Annotated in this window: 15 protein-coding genes; 5 read left to right on the top strand and 10 right to left on the bottom strand. The window is 69.8% G+C overall.

Features of this window, described 5'->3' with window-relative positions; translation table 11 throughout:
• The coding region (locus DPV74_RS34150; RefSeq protein WP_240440065.1) for an ABC transporter substrate-binding protein at positions 1 to 869 on the top strand (869 nt) is incomplete at its 5' end.
• A gap of 29 nt (positions 870 to 898) precedes the next feature.
• Here DPV74_RS34150 and DPV74_RS34145 read toward each other — a convergent pair.
• Positions 899 to 1273 (bottom strand): phage protein NinX family protein, encoded by a 375-nt coding sequence (locus tag DPV74_RS34145; RefSeq protein ID WP_119338791.1) that lies wholly within the window; start codon positions 1271 to 1273, stop codon positions 899 to 901.
• A gap of 309 nt (positions 1274 to 1582) precedes the next feature.
• Between DPV74_RS34145 and DPV74_RS34140 the strand changes: the two genes are divergently transcribed.
• The 4 genes from DPV74_RS34140 to DPV74_RS34125 all read left to right on the top strand — a co-directional run bounded on the left by DPV74_RS34140 (position 1583) and on the right by DPV74_RS34125 (position 6567).
• Positions 1583 to 2680 (top strand): glycosyltransferase family 2 protein, encoded by a 1098-nt coding sequence (locus DPV74_RS34140; protein WP_119338789.1) that lies wholly within the window; start codon positions 1583 to 1585, stop codon positions 2678 to 2680.
• A gap of 6 nt (positions 2681 to 2686) precedes the next feature.
• Complete coding sequence (locus tag DPV74_RS34135; RefSeq protein WP_119338788.1) at positions 2687 to 3949, top strand: glycosyltransferase family 87 protein; 1263 nt, start codon at positions 2687 to 2689, stop codon at positions 3947 to 3949.
• A 269-nt stretch (positions 3950 to 4218) separates the two neighbouring features.
• Positions 4219 to 5298 carry a glycosyltransferase family 2 protein gene (locus tag DPV74_RS34130; RefSeq protein ID WP_119338787.1) on the top strand — a complete coding sequence of 360 codons (1080 nt, stop codon included), beginning with the start codon at positions 4219 to 4221 and terminating at the stop codon, positions 5296 to 5298.
• A gap of 15 nt (positions 5299 to 5313) precedes the next feature.
• Positions 5314 to 6567: a glycosyltransferase family 87 protein gene (locus DPV74_RS34125; protein WP_119338786.1), complete on the top strand. Its 1254-nt coding sequence runs from the start codon at positions 5314 to 5316 to the stop codon at positions 6565 to 6567.
• On the opposite strand, the gene DPV74_RS34120 is transcribed toward DPV74_RS34125, so the two are convergent.
• The 9 genes from DPV74_RS34120 to DPV74_RS34080 are packed head-to-tail and all read right to left on the bottom strand — an operon-like array spanning position 6540 to position 15214.
• Positions 6540 to 7580: a TadG family pilus assembly protein gene (locus DPV74_RS34120; protein ID WP_119338785.1), complete on the bottom strand. Its 1041-nt coding sequence runs from the start codon at positions 7578 to 7580 to the stop codon at positions 6540 to 6542. The genes DPV74_RS34125 and DPV74_RS34120 overlap by 28 nt on opposite strands.
• Positions 7573 to 8001 carry a TadE/TadG family type IV pilus assembly protein gene (locus DPV74_RS34115; protein WP_021162502.1) on the bottom strand — a complete coding sequence of 143 codons (429 nt, stop codon included), beginning with the start codon at positions 7999 to 8001 and terminating at the stop codon, positions 7573 to 7575. The genes DPV74_RS34120 and DPV74_RS34115 overlap by 8 nt, the downstream gene beginning before the upstream one ends.
• A complete protein-coding gene (locus tag DPV74_RS34110; RefSeq protein WP_119338784.1) occupies positions 7998 to 8864 on the bottom strand; it encodes a lipopolysaccharide assembly protein LapB in 867 nt (288 codons plus the stop codon). Before DPV74_RS34110 ends, DPV74_RS34115 begins: the two co-directional genes overlap by 4 nt.
• Positions 8861 to 9805: a type II secretion system F family protein gene (locus DPV74_RS34105; RefSeq protein WP_048026467.1), complete on the bottom strand. Its 945-nt coding sequence runs from the start codon at positions 9803 to 9805 to the stop codon at positions 8861 to 8863. Before DPV74_RS34105 ends, DPV74_RS34110 begins: the two co-directional genes overlap by 4 nt.
• Positions 9802 to 10779, bottom strand: coding sequence for a type II secretion system F family protein (locus DPV74_RS34100; protein WP_119338783.1), 978 nt, complete (start codon positions 10777 to 10779; stop codon positions 9802 to 9804). The genes DPV74_RS34105 and DPV74_RS34100 overlap by 4 nt, the downstream gene beginning before the upstream one ends.
• On the bottom strand, positions 10776 to 12194 hold the full coding sequence (locus DPV74_RS34095; protein WP_119338790.1) for a CpaF family protein: 1419 nt from the start codon (positions 12192 to 12194) through the stop codon (positions 10776 to 10778). Before DPV74_RS34095 ends, DPV74_RS34100 begins: the two co-directional genes overlap by 4 nt.
• Positions 12191 to 13414 carry an AAA family ATPase gene (locus DPV74_RS34090; RefSeq protein ID WP_060173191.1) on the bottom strand — a complete coding sequence of 408 codons (1224 nt, stop codon included), beginning with the start codon at positions 13412 to 13414 and terminating at the stop codon, positions 12191 to 12193. Before DPV74_RS34090 ends, DPV74_RS34095 begins: the two co-directional genes overlap by 4 nt.
• Positions 13415 to 13435: 21 nt before the next feature.
• The gene (locus tag DPV74_RS34085) at positions 13436 to 13816 is read right to left on the bottom strand and encodes a CpaD family pilus assembly lipoprotein (RefSeq protein WP_021164087.1); all 381 of its coding nucleotides are present in this window, start codon (positions 13814 to 13816) and stop codon (positions 13436 to 13438) included.
• 15 nt (positions 13817 to 13831) lie between these two features.
• Positions 13832 to 15214, bottom strand: coding sequence for a type II and III secretion system protein family protein (locus DPV74_RS34080; protein WP_021164088.1), 1383 nt, complete (start codon positions 15212 to 15214; stop codon positions 13832 to 13834).
• Positions 15215 to 15363 lie beyond the last annotated feature (149 nt).

Raw genomic sequence — 15363 nt, 5'->3', positions numbered from 1 at the left:
CGGGCGTCACGCTCGTGCTCGGCGACCAGGCCGGCGGCCTGCGCGCGCTCGCCGAAGCCGCGCGCGTGCTCGACGGCACGCCTTACCGGTTCCGCTGGGCCAACTTCCAGGGTGCCGCGCCGCTGTTCGAGGCGCAGCGCGCGGGGGCGATCGATCTCGCGCCGGCCGGCGACCTGCCCGTGCTGACGGCCGCGCTCGGCGATCCGTCGTTGCGGATCGTCGCGACGCGCGTCGGCTCGGCGACATCGCTCGGCATCGTCGTGCAGCCCGATTCGCCGGTCCGCACCGTCGCCGACCTGAAAGGACAGACCGTCGTCGTGTCGTCCGCGCGCGGCAGCATTTCGCAGTACCAGCTGTACGGGGCGCTGCGCGAACACGGCCTCGCGCCGCGTGACGTCGACGTGCGCTTCGTGCTGCCCGTCGACGCGTTCGCCGCGTTCGAGGCGAAGCGGATCGGCATCTGGGCGACGTTCGACCCGTACTACGGGCATGCGGTACGACGCGGTGCACGCGTCGTCCGTGACGGCAGCGGCATCAATTCCGGGCTGGCGTTCCTCACGTCGCCGGTCGAAACGCTCGACGATCGCGCGAAACGCGCGGCGCTCGCGGACGTGCTGGCGCGGCTCGCCCGCGCGGGCCAGTGGGCGCTCGCGCATCCCGCCGACTACGCGACCGTCTATGCGTCGCTCACGCGCCTGCCGCCCGACGCGGCCACCGACATCGCGCGCCGGGCCGCGCTCGCGCAGCGCAGCCTCAGCGGCGCCGACATCGACGTGCTGCAGCGTGTCGCCGACCGCGCGGCGGCCGACGCGATCCTGCCGCGGCGCGTCGACGTCGCCTCGATCGCGATCCGTAACGTGTCCGCCTGAACGGTGACGCGCGTGGCGGCGTTCAGCGTTCAGCGCGGCCGCGGCATGTCGAAGTCCGGCACGTCGTCGCCAAACGTGGAGGCAACGAGCGTGCGCATCGCGGCGACCCGCAGCGTCGGCCTCGACTGGTTGAACGCGCAGCGCTCGCCCGCGGCTGGCACGGCCCGGTGCAGCACGGCCCGCCACGCGCCACAGCCGCCCTCGCGTTCGAAAGCGGCGAACGGCAGCCGCTCGACGATCGGGCCGCCGTCCGTCCACGATGTCGACGGCGCGAACGGAGCCGGCGCCGCGCCCGCCGCGCGAATCGACGTACACCCGGACGCATCGGCGCGCGGGGCGTCATGGCCCTGCGCGACCGCAACCCAGTAGTCCAGCGGCGCGCCGGTCAGATCCCGGACTTGCATGCCCGTCACCGTCGTTATCGAATCGACATGCCGACCGTTGCATCTGCGGCGGTTGCGGTTCCCGATGGCGCCGAAGCGCGCTGCCATATCGCTGAAATCCCTCCCCCGAGCAAACCCGCGCACGTTGTCACGGCCGCGTCACTCGTGCGTACAATGATCCGACCGCTTGCCGCCGCCGTTCACGGCAAACGAATCAGGACATTACAAACAGAGAACACACAAAACTGCGCCGATCCGGGGCTGTTTCCGGGAGTTCGGCGACATCAGGACCAGACAATGCGGCGCAGACCTGATCTCACGGGGGGACATATGTCCAGGCACACCCGAAAGCCGTTGGTATCGCTCGTCGTACCCTTCCATGACGAGGCGGAAGCGATCGACGCATTCTTTGCGACTGCCCTTCCCATCCTCGAATCGATCGACACCACGCGCTTCGAAATCGTTTGCGTGAACGACGGCAGCCGCGACGACACGCTGGACAGGCTCATCGACATCGCAGCCGGCGACCCGCGCGTGCGCATCGTCGATCTCACCCGGCGCTTCGGCAAGGAAGCCGCGCTCACCGCCGGCATCGACGAAGCCGCCGGCACCGCCGTGATCCTGATCGATGCCGACCTGCAGGATCCGCCCGCTCTGATCCCCGCGATGGTCGAACGCTGGCTCGCCGGCGCCGAGGTCGTCGCCGCGAAGCGCACCGACCGCATGTGCGATCCGCTGATGCAGCGCGTGGCCGCCGCGCTCTACTACCGCGTGCACAACCGCCTCTCCGAAGTCGAAATGCCCGAGAACGTCGGCGATTTCCGGCTGATGGACCGCCAGGTCGTCGACGCGCTGCGTGCGCTGCCCGAGCGACGGCGTTTCATGAAAGGCCTGTTCGCGTGGGTCGGCTATCGCACCGAGATCATCGAATACACGCGTGCCCCACGCAGCGGCGGCCGCTCGAAATTCTCCGGATGGCGGCGCTGGAACTTCGCGCTCGAAGGCATCACGAGCTTCAGCACCGTGCCGCTGCGCGTATGGACCTACATCGGCCTCGCGTTCGCCGCCCTCTCGTTCATCTACGGCGCCTTCATCGTCATGCGCACGCTGCTGTTCGGCAACCCCGTGCACGGCTACGCGTCCCTCATCTCCGTGATGCTGTTCGTCGGCGGCATCCAGTTGATCGGCATCGGCGTGATCGGCGAATACCTCGGCCGCATCTATCACGAGTCGAAGCAGCGCCCCGTCTATCTCGTCCGGCGCCGTTACCGCGCCGCCGCCCTGGTGGGCCAACATCCGGCGCGGCACGTCGCGCAGCCGGACGCCTCGAAGCTGCTGCCGTTTCCGGTTCGGCGCGTCGCCCCTGCCCGACGACGGCAGACGGCCGCCGTGACCGCGGCAGCAACACGCAACCTGTCGGTCAAGTAGCGCAGCATGGATATTTCCAGCTCATCGATTCAAGCTGACGAACGCCCTGTCCGCGTCTGGCTCACGCCCGGACGCATCGCGCTTTACAGCGCGGTCATGCTCGCGATCGGCGTGCTGTTCGTGTCGATCATGGTCCGGGTCGGCTTCCACTCGCCCGACCCGGGCCTGTTCCGCCCCGGCTCGGGGTTCACGGTGTTCTGGTCCGCGTCCCATCTGATGCGCCATGGCTCGCCGTGGCAGGTCTACGATGTCCCCGCGTTTTCGCGGGCGCTCGCCGACCTGTTCCCGATCACGGCCGGCCATGCGTTCCTGCCGTGGCTGTACCCGCCTTCATATCTGCTCGTGGTGGCACCGTTCTCGCTGCTGCCCTATGCGATCGGCTATCCGCTGTTCATCGCGCTCGGCATCGTGCTGCTGGGCGTGTCGACCTGGCGCGTGTCGGGGCTCGCGGCGACGCCCGGCGCGAAACGTGTCGGCTGGCTCGCGCTGCTCGCATGTCCGGGCGTGCTCGTCACCGCGACGTACGGACAGAACGCGATGCTGACTGCGACGTGCGCCGCGCTCGCCGTGCATTTCGTCGATCGACGGCCGATGCTGGCCGGCTTCTTTATCGGACTCCTGTCGGTCAAGCCGCAACTCGCGTTGCTGTTCCCGTTCGTGCTGATCGCAGCGCGTGCGTGGCGCGCATTCGCGTGGGCCGCGGCCTTTGCGACTGCCTTCACCGCGCTGGGCATCGCGACAGGCGGCATCGAATCGCTCCATCTCTTCATGCAGAACGCGGGCGCGCTGCGTTCGCTGATCATCGAGCATGGCGTTCCGTTCTGGTTTGCGTCGCCGACGCCGTTCGCGGCGTTTCGTCTCGCCGGCCTGTCGCCGGCGCTCGCCTATGTTGGGCAGGCCGGCATCGCCGCGGTTGCGATCGCGGCCGCGTGCTTCGTCTGGCATCGCCACCAGGATGCGCGGCTGCGCGTCGCGACACTGTTCATCGCGACGCTCGCCGTGAATCCCTATGTCTGGCACTACGAACTGTCCTGGCTGTGCGTCCCGATCGCGTGCATGATCGCCATCGGCTCGCAGGACGGCTGGCTGCGCGGCGAGCAAGGTTTCGTGGCCATCCTGTGGGCGCTGCCGCTTTACGAGTTTCTGAATCCGTGGATGCATCTGCCGCAGATCGGGCCGCTCGTGACGTCGATCGCGCTGCTCATGCTGCTGCGGCGCGGACGGTTTGCCAGTCGCGGTACGCGCGCCGCGCTCGTTCGCGCCCCGTGAGCCGATAGCCGCGCACCACGCCGGCACCCTGCCCGTGCCGACTGCTGCGCTCGGCAATCGCGCCCCGGGTCGCGCTCGGGCAGCGTCGGCGGCACCGTCGACGTCCGGCAAGTCAGGCTGCCACCCGCCCCCACCACCACCCCCGCATCAATTCGTGTTACGAATCCCCGATTCCTGCCTACAATGATCAGAACGCCTGTCGTCCGGCCTGCAGTGGACGACGACCTGATCCATACGGCGCAGCACGAGCCGGATCTCTCGGGGGACGTATGTCCGCGCACGCCAGAAGGCCGCTGGTATCGCTCGTCGTACCGTTCCACGACGAGGCGGAAACAATCGACGCATTCTTTGCGGCAACGCTGCCCATCCTCGAATCGGTCGATACGATCCGTTTCGAGATCGTCTGCATCAACGACGGCAGCCGCGACGACACGCTGGACAGGCTCATCGACATCGCCGCCGGCGACCCGCGCGTGCGCATCGTCGATCTCACCCGGCGCTTCGGCAAGGAAGCCGCGCTCACCGCCGGCATCGACGAAGCCGCCGGCACCGCCGTGATCCTGATCGATGCCGACCTGCAGGACCCGCCCGCTCTGATCCCCGCGATGGTCGAACGCTGGCTCGCCGGCGCCGAGGTCGTCGCCGCGAAGCGCACCGACCGCATGTGCGATCCGCTGATGCAGCGCGTGGCCGCCGCGCTCTACTACCGCGTGCACAACCGCCTCTCCGAAGTCGAAATGCCCGAGAACGTCGGCGATTTCCGGCTGATGGACCGTCAGGTCGTCGACGCGCTGCGTGCGCTGCCCGAGCGGCGGCGTTTCATGAAAGGCCTGTTCGCGTGGGTCGGCTATCGCACCGAGATCATCGAATACACGCGTGCCCCACGCAGCGGCGGCCGCTCGAAATTCTCCGGATGGCGGCGCTGGAACTTCGCGCTCGAAGGCATCACAAGCTTCAGCACCGTGCCGCTGCGCGTATGGACCTACCTCGGCCTCGCGTTCGCCGCCCTCTCGTTCATCTACGGCACGTTCATCGTCATGCGCACGCTGCTGTTCGGCAACCCCGTGCACGGCTACGCGTCGCTCATCTCCGTAATGCTGTTCGTCGGCGGCATCCAGCTGATCGGTATCGGCGTCATCGGCGAATACCTCGGCCGCATCTATCACGAGTCGAAGCAGCGCCCCGTCTATCTCGTCCGCCGCCGTTACCGCGCGCAGCGGGACGCCGCCGCGCATCCTGCGTCGAAGCTGCTGCAGTTCCCGCTCAAGCGCGCGCACGCGGCCCGCCGCCGGACGCCGCTCCCCGCGACTGCCGCCGGCCACGGTGCGCGCAAAGTCTCCGTCAAGTAACCGCGTACACGCCGCATGGATCTCGCCCGGCAAACGATGCGATCGGCGGACCATCCCGTCCGCGCATGGCTGACACCGCGGCGCGTCGTTGCGTACAGCGCGGTCGCGCTCGCGTGCTACGCGCTGTTCGTCGCGATCTGGGTATCCGTCGTCCGTCATGCACCGGCCACCGCCCCGTCGCGCCCGGGCCCCGACTACGCGGTGTTCTGGACGGCGTCGTACGTGATGCTGCACGGCTCGCCGTGGCAAGCGTACGATGTGCCGACGTTCTCGCGGCTGGCCGCCGAGCTGTTCCCGCAGTTCCGCCGCGACGACCTCGTCGCGTGGCTGTACCCGCCCACCAACCTGCTGCTCGTGACGCCGCTCGCGCTGCTGCCTTTTGCGATCGGCTATCCGCTGTTCGTCGCGTTCGGTGTCGCCGTGTTCGGTTTCGCCGCATCGCGCGTATCGGGCCTCGGCGCGATCCCCGGCGCAAGGCATGTCGGCGGGTTCGCGCTGATCGCCGCCCCGTGCGTGTTCGTCACCGGAATGTTCGGGCAAAACGCGTTCCTGACCGCGTCGTGCGCGGCGCTGGCCGTCTGCTGGGCGGACCGCCGGCCAATCTGGGCCGGCCTCTGCATCGGGCTGCTGTCGGCCAAGCCGCAACTGGCGCTGCTGTTCCCGTTCGTGCTGGTCGCAACACACGCATGGCGCACGATCGCGTGGGCCGCGCTCGCCACCACCGCGTTCGCCGCATTGAGCATCCTCGTCTGCGGCGTCGAGTCGCTCCATCGGTTCGTCGCCGGCACCGCGCTCGCGCGGTCGCTCCTCCTCGAGCAAGGTGTCGTGTTTTGGCTCGCGTCGCCGGCGCCGTTCGCCGCCTTCCGGCTCGCGGGCCTGACGCCCGGGCTCGCGTATGCCGCGCAGGCGTGCATCGCGGCGCTGGCGATCGCAGCCGCCTGCATCGTGTGGACGCGCTCGCGCGACCTCCGCTTGCGTGCCGCCGTGCTGGCGGTCGCGACGCTCGCGGCAAACCCGTACGTGTGGCACTACGAACTCGCATGGCTCGGCATCGCGATCGCGTGCATGCTGGCGACCGGCTGGCAGGACGGCTGGCTGCGCGGCGAGCAGGCCGCGATCGCGCTCATGTGGCTGCTGCCGATCGTCGAATACCTGAACCCGTGGCTGCAATGGCCGCAGATCGGCCCGGCCGTGACGCTGTTCGCGCTCCTCGTCCTGCTGCGCCGCGCCAGCCCGCGTGCTCACAACGCGAGCCGCGGCGGCACGTAGACGCCGTAGTACGGCCCGACGCCGGTCCCTGAGCCCGACATCTTCACGCCGGCGACGAAGTGGCCCTGGATGTACTTGTACGTGCCGCCGAGCGACACGTCGACATGGAACGGCGCGAACGCGACGATCGGCACGGTGGTGCTGGTCGCGGTCTGCGTGACGACCGGCAGCACCACCGTCGTGCCGACCGGCACCGACGTATAGAGCGTCGCCTTCACGCCGGTCGCGAGATTGATGCTGTCGCCGATGTTGAGCGCCGTCGGGTTGCCGGTCACCATCAGGTTGCCCATCGTCGTCGTGTCGGTCGCGGTCGACTGGAACGAGGTCCACTGCCCGCCCATGCAGAGCAGGCCGTAGACCTGGCCGTTCGTGATCGAGAACTCGTACGGCTGGCCGGTCAGCGGATTGATCAGCGGCTGGTTGGTCGCGGCGTTCCAGTACAGGTTGTACACGCACTGGTCGATCGCAACCGGAAACAGCGCGCCGGCCGCCACCCCGCCCGGCGCCGCCAGCACCGCCACCGCGGTCGCACTGCCGGAGGCGCCGGGAATCCCGAGCAGCCCGCCGAGCAGCAGCGGAATCGAGCCGCCGTTCACGCCGGGCGCGCGCGACACGGTGACCTGCACCGCCGGCACGTCGTAGGTGCCGGGCGTGATGGTCGTCGGCTGCATGGACGCGGGATTGCGCGTCACGTTCCAGTATCCGGTGGTGACCGTGCCGGTCGACAGCGTCGCACCGGCCGCCGAGTTCCGCGCGATCACGCCGTTCGCCGCCGGCGCGGCCTGCGACCAGTTCACCGCGCCGCCGCTCGGCGACATCATTGCATCGGCCCCCGCGAGCGCGGCCGCATCGGCCGCGTTCTGCAACTGGTTGTTCACCGTGACCACCCACGCGATGTCGATCGCCAGCGCGCCGAACGACAGCAGCGGAATCAGGAACATCAGGAAGAACAACGCGACCGAACCGCGCTGCCGCGCGGAGCCGGCGGGTTGCGTCGCGCACACGTCATTCATAGAGCATCACCGAAGTCGCCGAGACCGTCACCGGGCCGGTGAGCGCGCTGAACGCGGAACCCAGCACGAGCCCCGTATACGTGTAGGTCACGGTCACCGTCAGCGCGGTGCCCGACGTCGTGCCGTTCGCCTGCGTCACGGTCACCGCCGGGGTGGTCGCGGTGCCGCCGGTGATCAGGCTGTTCTGCATCGCGTTCTGCGCGATGCCCGCGATCTGCGTCGTGGTCAGCATCGGCACGCGCAGCACGACGCCGGCCCGCGCCGCCTCGCGGCTCGCGTTCGTGATGACGGCCTTGTCGCACAGGATCAGGCTCGTGTCGATGATGCCGATCAGCACCATCAGCAGGAACGGCAGCATCAGCACGAATTCGAGAGACACGACGCCGCGCGCGCGGCGGGCGCCGGTCGCCCCGCGTGTCATTTTGCGGCCCCCGCACCCGGCGGTGCGACGCCCGGCTCCAGCGCCGCGCCGGACATCGGCAGCGCACCGCCGGCACCGCCGCCTCCCCCGCGCGACACGAGCCGCGCGCGCACCGCCTGGTAGAAGCGCAGGTTGTCGGCCACCGCCGACGCAGGCAAATCCGCGGACAGCAGCTTCTTCGCCGAATCGGTATTGCCGAGCACGCCGTACGCGAACGCGAGGTTCTGGCGCGCCTGCCACGGCGCGGACGGCAGCCCGGCGACGTCGAGCAGCACGTTCACGCCTTCGCGCGGCCGGTTGCTCAGCACGAGCGACAGCCCGAGGTCGACGCGCAGCCCCTGCGCGTCCGGGTGCGCGCGCAGCGCGTCGCGATACACGACCTGCGCATCCGCATGACGCCCCTGCAGGTCGAGCACGGTGCCGAGCCCTTCCGCCGCGAGCGGATGGTTCGGCTGCGCGGCCAGCAGGTCGCGATAGCGCTGCGCGGCTTCGTCGAGACGCCGCTGCCGCAACGCGACGCGCGCGAGCCCGAGCCGCGGGCCGAGCTCCGCGGGCGCCTGCCGCTGCGCCTCGTCGTAGAGGATCCGCGCGCGCTCCAGGTCGCCCGCGCGATAGTTGACGTCGCCGAGCCCCAGGCGCGCCGCAAGCGATTCGGGATGCTTCGCGAGCACCTTCTCGTACAGCGTCGATGCGAGATCGACGTTGCCGCCGGCGAGCGCGCTGTCCGCGATGCGCAGCTCGGCCTGCGGGTCGTCGCTCTTGTGCGACAGCACCGGCCGCGTCTGGATGCCCGGCGCGCAGCCGCCGGCCAGCACCGGCAGCACGGCCGCGAGCGCGAACGCACGTACGACGGATCGTGTCATCTGAATACCTCGAGCAGGCGAATCGCCGCCGGGCCCGCCGCGATCAGGCACACCGTCGGCAGGATGAACAGCATCATCGGCAACGTGATCTTCGGCGCCAGCTTCGCGGCCCGTTCCTCGAGCGCGACGATCTGCTCGGTGCGCTCGGTGCGCGACAGGGTGCGCAGTGCCTGCGTGATCGGCGTGCCGAAGCGCTGCGACTGCGTAAGCGTCGTCGCGAGCGAACGCGCCGACGTGAAATCGACGCGCGTCGCGAAATGCGCGAGCGTCGCGGACACGTCGCCGCTCAGCGTGAGCTCGTCCGCGCACACCGTCAGCTCGTCGGCGAGCGGCGGGCAGATGCGCGACAGTTCGTGTGCGACGCGCCGGATGCCCGACGCGAGGCTGTTGCCGGCCATCGTGCAGATCACCAGCAGGTCGAGCGCGTCCGGAAAGCACGCGGCGATGAGCCGCCGCCGCCGCCGGATCATCGCGCCGAGCACGTATTCCGGCACGATCACGCCGATCACGAACGCGGCGACCATCGCCAGCGCCCGGATCACGAAGTATTCGCCGAAGCGCGGAATCAGCGGGCTGAACACGATCGCGCCGCATGCGAACAGCACGCCGCAGCTCAGCTTGATCCCGATCATCGACGACACCGCGCGGCGCTCGCGAAAACCCGCGCGCGTCAGTTGCAGGCCGAGCTTCACGCGCTGCATCGGGTCGAGCACCGGCAGCCGTTCGCCCAGCTGCGCGAGCCGGCGCGTCAGATCCTGGCGAACGCCGCCCGGCTGCAGCCACCCCGTCACGGGTGCCGGCGGGTGCTGCCCGGCAGCCTGCCGCACACGCGCGGCGATCCGCTGGCGGGTGCCGCCGCCGGGTCTGCCGAGCGCCGCCGCGACACAGGCGAGCAACAGCAGCAATTCGAAGCCGCGGGCGGCCAGTATCGACATCGTCATCGCGCGGTATCCAGTTTCGAGATCTTGCGGATCACCAGCAGGCCGACCGTCAGCAACCCGGCCGCGATCGTCAGCATCGTGTTCCCTGCGTGCGTCGAGAACAGCAGCATCACGTAGTCGCGGTTCACGAGGAACAGCGCGCCGATCATCACGAACGGCACCGCCGAAATGATGTTCGTCGTGATGCGCCCTTCGGCGGTCAGCGCGCGGGTCTTCAGGCGGATGTCGCGGCGCGTGCGGATGATGCTCGACAGCTCGTCGAGCGTTTCGCCGAGGCTGCCGCCGGTCTCGCGCTGCAGCAGCAGGTAGACGGTGAAGAACGAGAAGTCCGCGATCATCAGCCGGTCCGCCGCCTGCGTCAGCACGTCCTTGAGATCCGCGCCGACGCGCAGGCTGTCGCCCATCGAACGGAACGTCGCGCGCACCGGCTCGGCCGCGCCGTCGCCGACCATGCCGATCGCCTGCGTGACCGGAATGCCCGCGCGCACGGCCCGCACGATCACGTCGATCGCGTCCGGGAACGCTTCGAGAAAGCGCACCCGGAAGCGGTCGACCAGCGCACGGTAGCTGGCGCGCATCGCGACCAGCGGCAACCCGGCATAGATCAGCGGACGCAGGAAGTCCGGCGGCCCGATCAGCTTCACCGCGACGATCGCCGCGATCGCACCGGCGATCGTGCTCGCGACGACGATCCTCACCCCGCCGTTGCCGCCTACCGCGCGCACCCGCGTCACGCGGCGTTGCAGCCATGCGCGCAGGCGCCCTTGGCGGCGCTCGAGGTTGAACAGCGCGACGCCGGGCGCGGCAGACGCGTGCCCGGCGTGCCCGGCGAGCGACGGCGACAGCTTGCGCATCCGTGCGCGGATGCGCTGCGCCGGGTGATGGCTCGCGCGATCAAACAGCGACGACAGCACGAGCCCGATCGCGAGGATCGTCACGAACCCGCCCACCGCGAACAGGTCGGCGGCCCTCATTGCCGGAAGACCTCGGCGAGCGCATCCTCGACGCCGTAATACGCGGCACGCGCCGCGAATCCCGGCCGCAACGGCGATGCCTCGAACACACCCTTCACCGCATCGCGCGTCGTGTCGCCTTCCTGACGGAACACGAACAGGTCCTGCGTGATGACCACCTCGCCTTCCATCCCGACGATCTCGGTGATCCGCGTCACGCGCCGCACCCCGTCGCGCATCCGCTCGATCTGCACGAACAGGTGCACGGCGCTCGCGATCTGGCGGCGGATCGACAGCAGCTGCAGGTTCGCGTTCGCCATCATGACCATGCTCTCGAGCCGGCTGATCGCGTCGCGCGGCGAATTCGCGTGAATCGTCGTCATCGAGCCGTCGTGCCCCGTGTTCATCGCCTGGAGCACGTCGAACGCCTCGGGGCCGCGAATCTCGCCGAGGATGATGCGATCGGGCCGCATCCGCAGCGCGTTGCGCACGAGATCGCGCTGCGAGATCCCGCCGAGCCCCTCGGTATTTTCCGGGCGCGTCTCGAGGCTCACGACGTGCGGCTGCAGCAACTGCAGCTCGGCGGCATCCTCGATCGTCACGATCCGTTCGTGCTGCTCGATATGCTGCGACAGCGCGTTGAGCAGCGTCGTCTTGCCCGAGCCGGTGCCGCCCGAGATCACGATGTTCAGCCGGCACGCGCACGCGACCTTCAGCACCTGCAGCATCGGATGCGAGATGTTGCCCTGCTGCGCCATCCGCGCGAGCGTGATGTCGCGCTTCGCGAACTTGCGGATCGAGATCGATGGCCCGCGCATCGCGATCGGCGGCAGCACGACGTTCACGCGGCTGCCGTCGGCGAGCCGCGCATCGACCATCGGGCTGCTCTCGTCGACGCGCCGCCCCACCGCCGCCGCGATCCGCTGCGCGACGCTCGCCACGTGCGCGTCGTCGCGGAACTTCAGCGACGTGAGCTCGAGCCGGCCCGCGCGCTCGACGTACACCTGGTCGGGCCCGTTGACGAGGATGTCGGTGACCGTGTCGTCGGCCAGCAGCGGCTCGATCGGCCCGACGCCGAACATGTCGTTCAGGATCGCATCGACGATCAGCACCTGCTCTCCGGCCGTGATCTTCAGGCGCTCGCGCTCGACCGTGTGCGCGGCCACCTGCTCGATGCCCGCGCGCACCTCGTCGCGCGTCTTCATCAGCGCCGCCGACATGTTCATCGACGTGAACACCGCGTGGCGGATCGCATCGAACTTGCTCGACCGGATCAGCGCCTCGTGGGTATCGGCCGCCACGGGCGCACGGGCCGATGCCGACGCGGGCACAGGTGCTTCCGCCGGAGCTGGAGCCGGTGCCGGCTCGTGCGCCACGGCGGGCGTCGCGGCCGACACGGGGTTCGCCGGCGGCCGGTTGCGGGTACCGAACGTCACGATCCCTTCCTCCACTTGACGAGCCGCGCATACCACGGCTCGGCGACGGCCATCGGCTCGCCGGTGATGCCGTTCGCGAGCTGCCGGATCTGATCCACGAAGCCGTGCCGCTTCGCGCCGTCGATCGGCTCGCCGAGATTCTCGGCGACGGCGAGCGTCTGCGGCTCGTGCGGCAGTTCGTGCAGCGGCGCGCCGCCGAACGCCTCCTCGAAATCGACCGGCTCGACACGGCCCGCGACGGGCGCGAGCGGGTTGTTCAGCACCATCGACAGCAGCCGCTCGCCGGGCAGTTCCCGCACGAAGCGCACGAGCCGCGCGGCCTCGTATGCGGCATGCACCGAGCGGTCGACCACGACATGGACGAGATCGGACGCGACGAGCGCGTCCTCGAGCAGCTTCCCGGCGCCGCTCCCGACGTCGAACAGCACGTAGTGGAAGCGGTCCTTCAGCATGTCGACCAGGCGCGCGACGGCCTCGTCGCCCACCGGGGTGTCGGCGCCATACGCCAGCTCGGCGGACAGCACGTGCAGCCGGTCGCCCTTCGTGACGAACATGCGCTCGAACAACGCGTCGTCGGGGCGCTGCCCCATGTTCAGCAGTTCGATCAGCCCGTTGTTGCTGGACAGCCCGAACATCGAGTTCGCGCCGCCGCCATGCAGGTTCAGGTCGACATAGGCCACGCGGCGGCGCTTCTCGCCCGCCAGGAAGCGCGCGAGGCTCACCGTGATCGTGGTCGCGCCGACGCCGCCGCGGGCGCCGACGAAGCTGACGACCTTGCCGGTACGCGCCTGGACGACCGATTCCGTGGCCGTCAGCGCGCGCCGCATCAACTCGACGGTCAGCGGCTTGACGATGTAGTCCTGCACGCCGATGCCGAGCAGGTTGCGAAACAGCCCGACGTCGTTCTGCGTACCGATCGCGATGACGCGCACCGACGGGTCGCACACGTCGGCGAGCCGCATCAGGTCCGACACCGGCAGCACCGAATCCGACACGTCGATGACGAGCTGGCGCGGCGAACGCTCGTACTGCTGCAGCAGCCGGATCGCATCGTCGCAGGTGCCCGCCTGCAGATGGGTGCGCGTGATCGACAGCTCCTGCGCGACGCGGCGTATCACGTCCTCGCTGCCCGGATCGGCGACGACCGCGACGAGATCGGCCGCTCCCGCGGACGCGGCGCGCCGGGTGTGCTGGCGATCGAGGAGGTTCATGGGCGGCATCGTGATGGCATCCGGGTCGGTTCAATGGCCGGGCGAGCCGGTCGTCAGCGTCTTGCCGGGCGTCGGCTGCTTCACGCGGTCCTCGACGTAGCGGCGCACCGCGTCGGCCGCGGCCTGCGCGTCCGCGCCGCCGTACGGCACGGGCGCGACGAGATCCTCCGGCCGCGCGAGCATCGCCGCGAGGTTCGAGTAGGTCGCGCAGCCGAACGGCACACCGGGCCGCGCGTACCCCGCGTCGACGAGATGCGACGGCTGCATCAGCGTCGCGCAATCGGGCGGCACCGCGCGCGCGCCGTCGAAGCCGATCGTCCGCGCATCGGGCAGGTTGACCGGCGGCGGCGCCGACAGGCAGCCCGCGAGCCCCAGCGGCAGCAGTGCGGCAACGATCGATCGGGTTCGCATGGGCGCGCCTCCGGTTCAGTACACGAAGCCCGCGGCGCCGACGAGGCGCGGCGTATCGCCCGACAGCAGGTCGAGCCCCAGGTTGCGCTGCACCGCGAACTCCAGGTCGCTGCTCGGCCGCGCGACCGTGTCGATCGCCTGCTCGAGCTGGCCGGGCCCGGCCGGCTGCACGATGTACGGCGTGACGATGACGACCACTTCGGTCTTGTTGTCCTGGAAGTTCTTCGACGAAAACAGCCGGCCGATGATCGGCAGCCGGCCGAGCCCCGGGATCTGCGACACGGTGTCGGCCGTCTGGCTCTGCAGGAGCCCGCCGATCGCGAAGCTCTGCCCGCTCGACAGCTCGACCGTCGTCTCGACGCGCCGCACCGTGAGCCCCGGCACCTTGACGCCGCCGGTCGTCACGCTGTTGTTCGCATCGACCTCGCTCACTTCCGGCCGCACCTTCAGGCTGATCCGGTTGTCGGCGAGCACGGTCGGCGTGAAATCGAGCGACACGCCGAACGGCTTGAACTCGACCGTGATCGCGCCGGTCGACGAGCCGGCCTGCGCGACCGGGATCGGAATCTCGCCGCCCGCGAGGAAGCTCGCGGTCTCGCCGGACATCGCGGTGAGGTTCGGTTCGGCGAGCATCGTGATCAGGCCCTCCTGATCGAGTGCGTCGAGCACCACGTCGATCGACCAGCGTCCCGCGCGGAACCCGCCGAGCACCGAGAACGCGCCCGTCGGCGACAGGTTGAACAGGCTGGTCGTCGGATCGAACAGCGTGCGCCCGTTGAACAGCCCGCCGACGAAGTTGCCGGCCCCGCCCAGCGAGCTCCAGTTGATGCCGAGCTGCTGCGTGATGTTGCGGCTCACCTCCGTCACCCGCACGCGCAGGTTCACCTGGATCGGGCGCGACAGCGTGAGCCGGTTGACGATCTTTTCCTTGTCGTGCAGGTACGGCGTGAGCGACTGCATCACGGCGTCGGCGTCGGCCGCGCTCGGCACCTTGCCCGACACCATCAGCGAGCCCGGCGCACCGGACACCGACAGCTTCAGTTGCGGGAAGCGGCTGTCGAGCACGCCCTGCAGCGATGCCGTGTCGACCTGCACGATCACCGTCTTGCGCAGGATCGGACGATGGTTCGCGCCGAGCGCGATCAGCGTGGTCGTGCCCGCCTTCTTGCCGAACACGAATACGGTACGGGGCGACGGCACCTGGATGTCCGCGATGGCCGGATCGGCGACGAACATCGCGGTTGCGGGCTCGGGCAGCGACAGCAGTTCCCCCTTGCCGGTCGCGATCGACAGCGCCGCGCCCGCGTCCGGCGCCCGCGCGACCTGCGCGGCGGCGCCCCCGGACGCGATGCCGCAGGCCAGGCCCAGGAAAGCGATCCAACGAACCATGCGCACCATGCGTGTTCCCGTCAAATGCCGGCCGCCGGACGGACGGCCCGAATCGTCAATCCGTCACTGCACCGTCGCTCCCGGCGGCGGCGCACCCGCCTGCGCCGCGACATTGGCACCGCCCGGTGCCGCGGGCATCGCCGGCCACGAAGGCAGCC

The sequence above is a fragment of the Burkholderia sp. HAN2018 genome (genome assembly GCF_024704855.1).
GTDB lineage: Bacteria > Pseudomonadota > Gammaproteobacteria > Burkholderiales > Burkholderiaceae > Burkholderia > Burkholderia cepacia.
Note: the sequence above shows the minus strand (reverse complement) of the source record. Positions and strands in the feature narration are given on the sequence as shown.

Bases quoted from the DNA above. Each gene is read 5' to 3' on its own strand.
- DPV74_RS34145 (WP_119338791.1), bottom strand. From the start codon at position 1,273: ATGCAAGTCCGGGATCTGACCGGCGCGCCGCTGGACTACTGGGTTGCG.
- DPV74_RS34140 (WP_119338789.1), top strand. From the start codon at position 1,583: ATGTCCAGGCACACCCGAAAGCCGTTGGTATCGCTCGTCGTACCCTTC.
- DPV74_RS34135 (WP_119338788.1), top strand. From the start codon at position 2,687: ATGGATATTTCCAGCTCATCGATTCAAGCTGACGAACGCCCTGTCCGC.
- DPV74_RS34130 (WP_119338787.1), top strand. From the start codon at position 4,219: ATGTCCGCGCACGCCAGAAGGCCGCTGGTATCGCTCGTCGTACCGTTC.
- DPV74_RS34125 (WP_119338786.1), top strand. From the start codon at position 5,314: ATGGATCTCGCCCGGCAAACGATGCGATCGGCGGACCATCCCGTCCGC.
- DPV74_RS34120 (WP_119338785.1), bottom strand. From the start codon at position 7,580: ATGAATGACGTGTGCGCGACGCAACCCGCCGGCTCCGCGCGGCAGCGC.
- DPV74_RS34115 (WP_021162502.1), bottom strand. From the start codon at position 8,001: ATGACACGCGGGGCGACCGGCGCCCGCCGCGCGCGCGGCGTCGTGTCT.
- DPV74_RS34110 (WP_119338784.1), bottom strand. From the start codon at position 8,864: ATGACACGATCCGTCGTACGTGCGTTCGCGCTCGCGGCCGTGCTGCCG.
- DPV74_RS34105 (WP_048026467.1), bottom strand. From the start codon at position 9,805: ATGACGATGTCGATACTGGCCGCCCGCGGCTTCGAATTGCTGCTGTTG.
- DPV74_RS34100 (WP_119338783.1), bottom strand. From the start codon at position 10,779: ATGAGGGCCGCCGACCTGTTCGCGGTGGGCGGGTTCGTGACGATCCTC.
- DPV74_RS34090 (WP_060173191.1), bottom strand. From the start codon at position 13,414: ATGCCGCCCATGAACCTCCTCGATCGCCAGCACACCCGGCGCGCCGCG.
- DPV74_RS34085 (WP_021164087.1), bottom strand. From the start codon at position 13,816: ATGCGAACCCGATCGATCGTTGCCGCACTGCTGCCGCTGGGGCTCGCG.
- DPV74_RS34080 (WP_021164088.1), bottom strand. From the start codon at position 15,214: ATGGTGCGCATGGTTCGTTGGATCGCTTTCCTGGGCCTGGCCTGCGGC.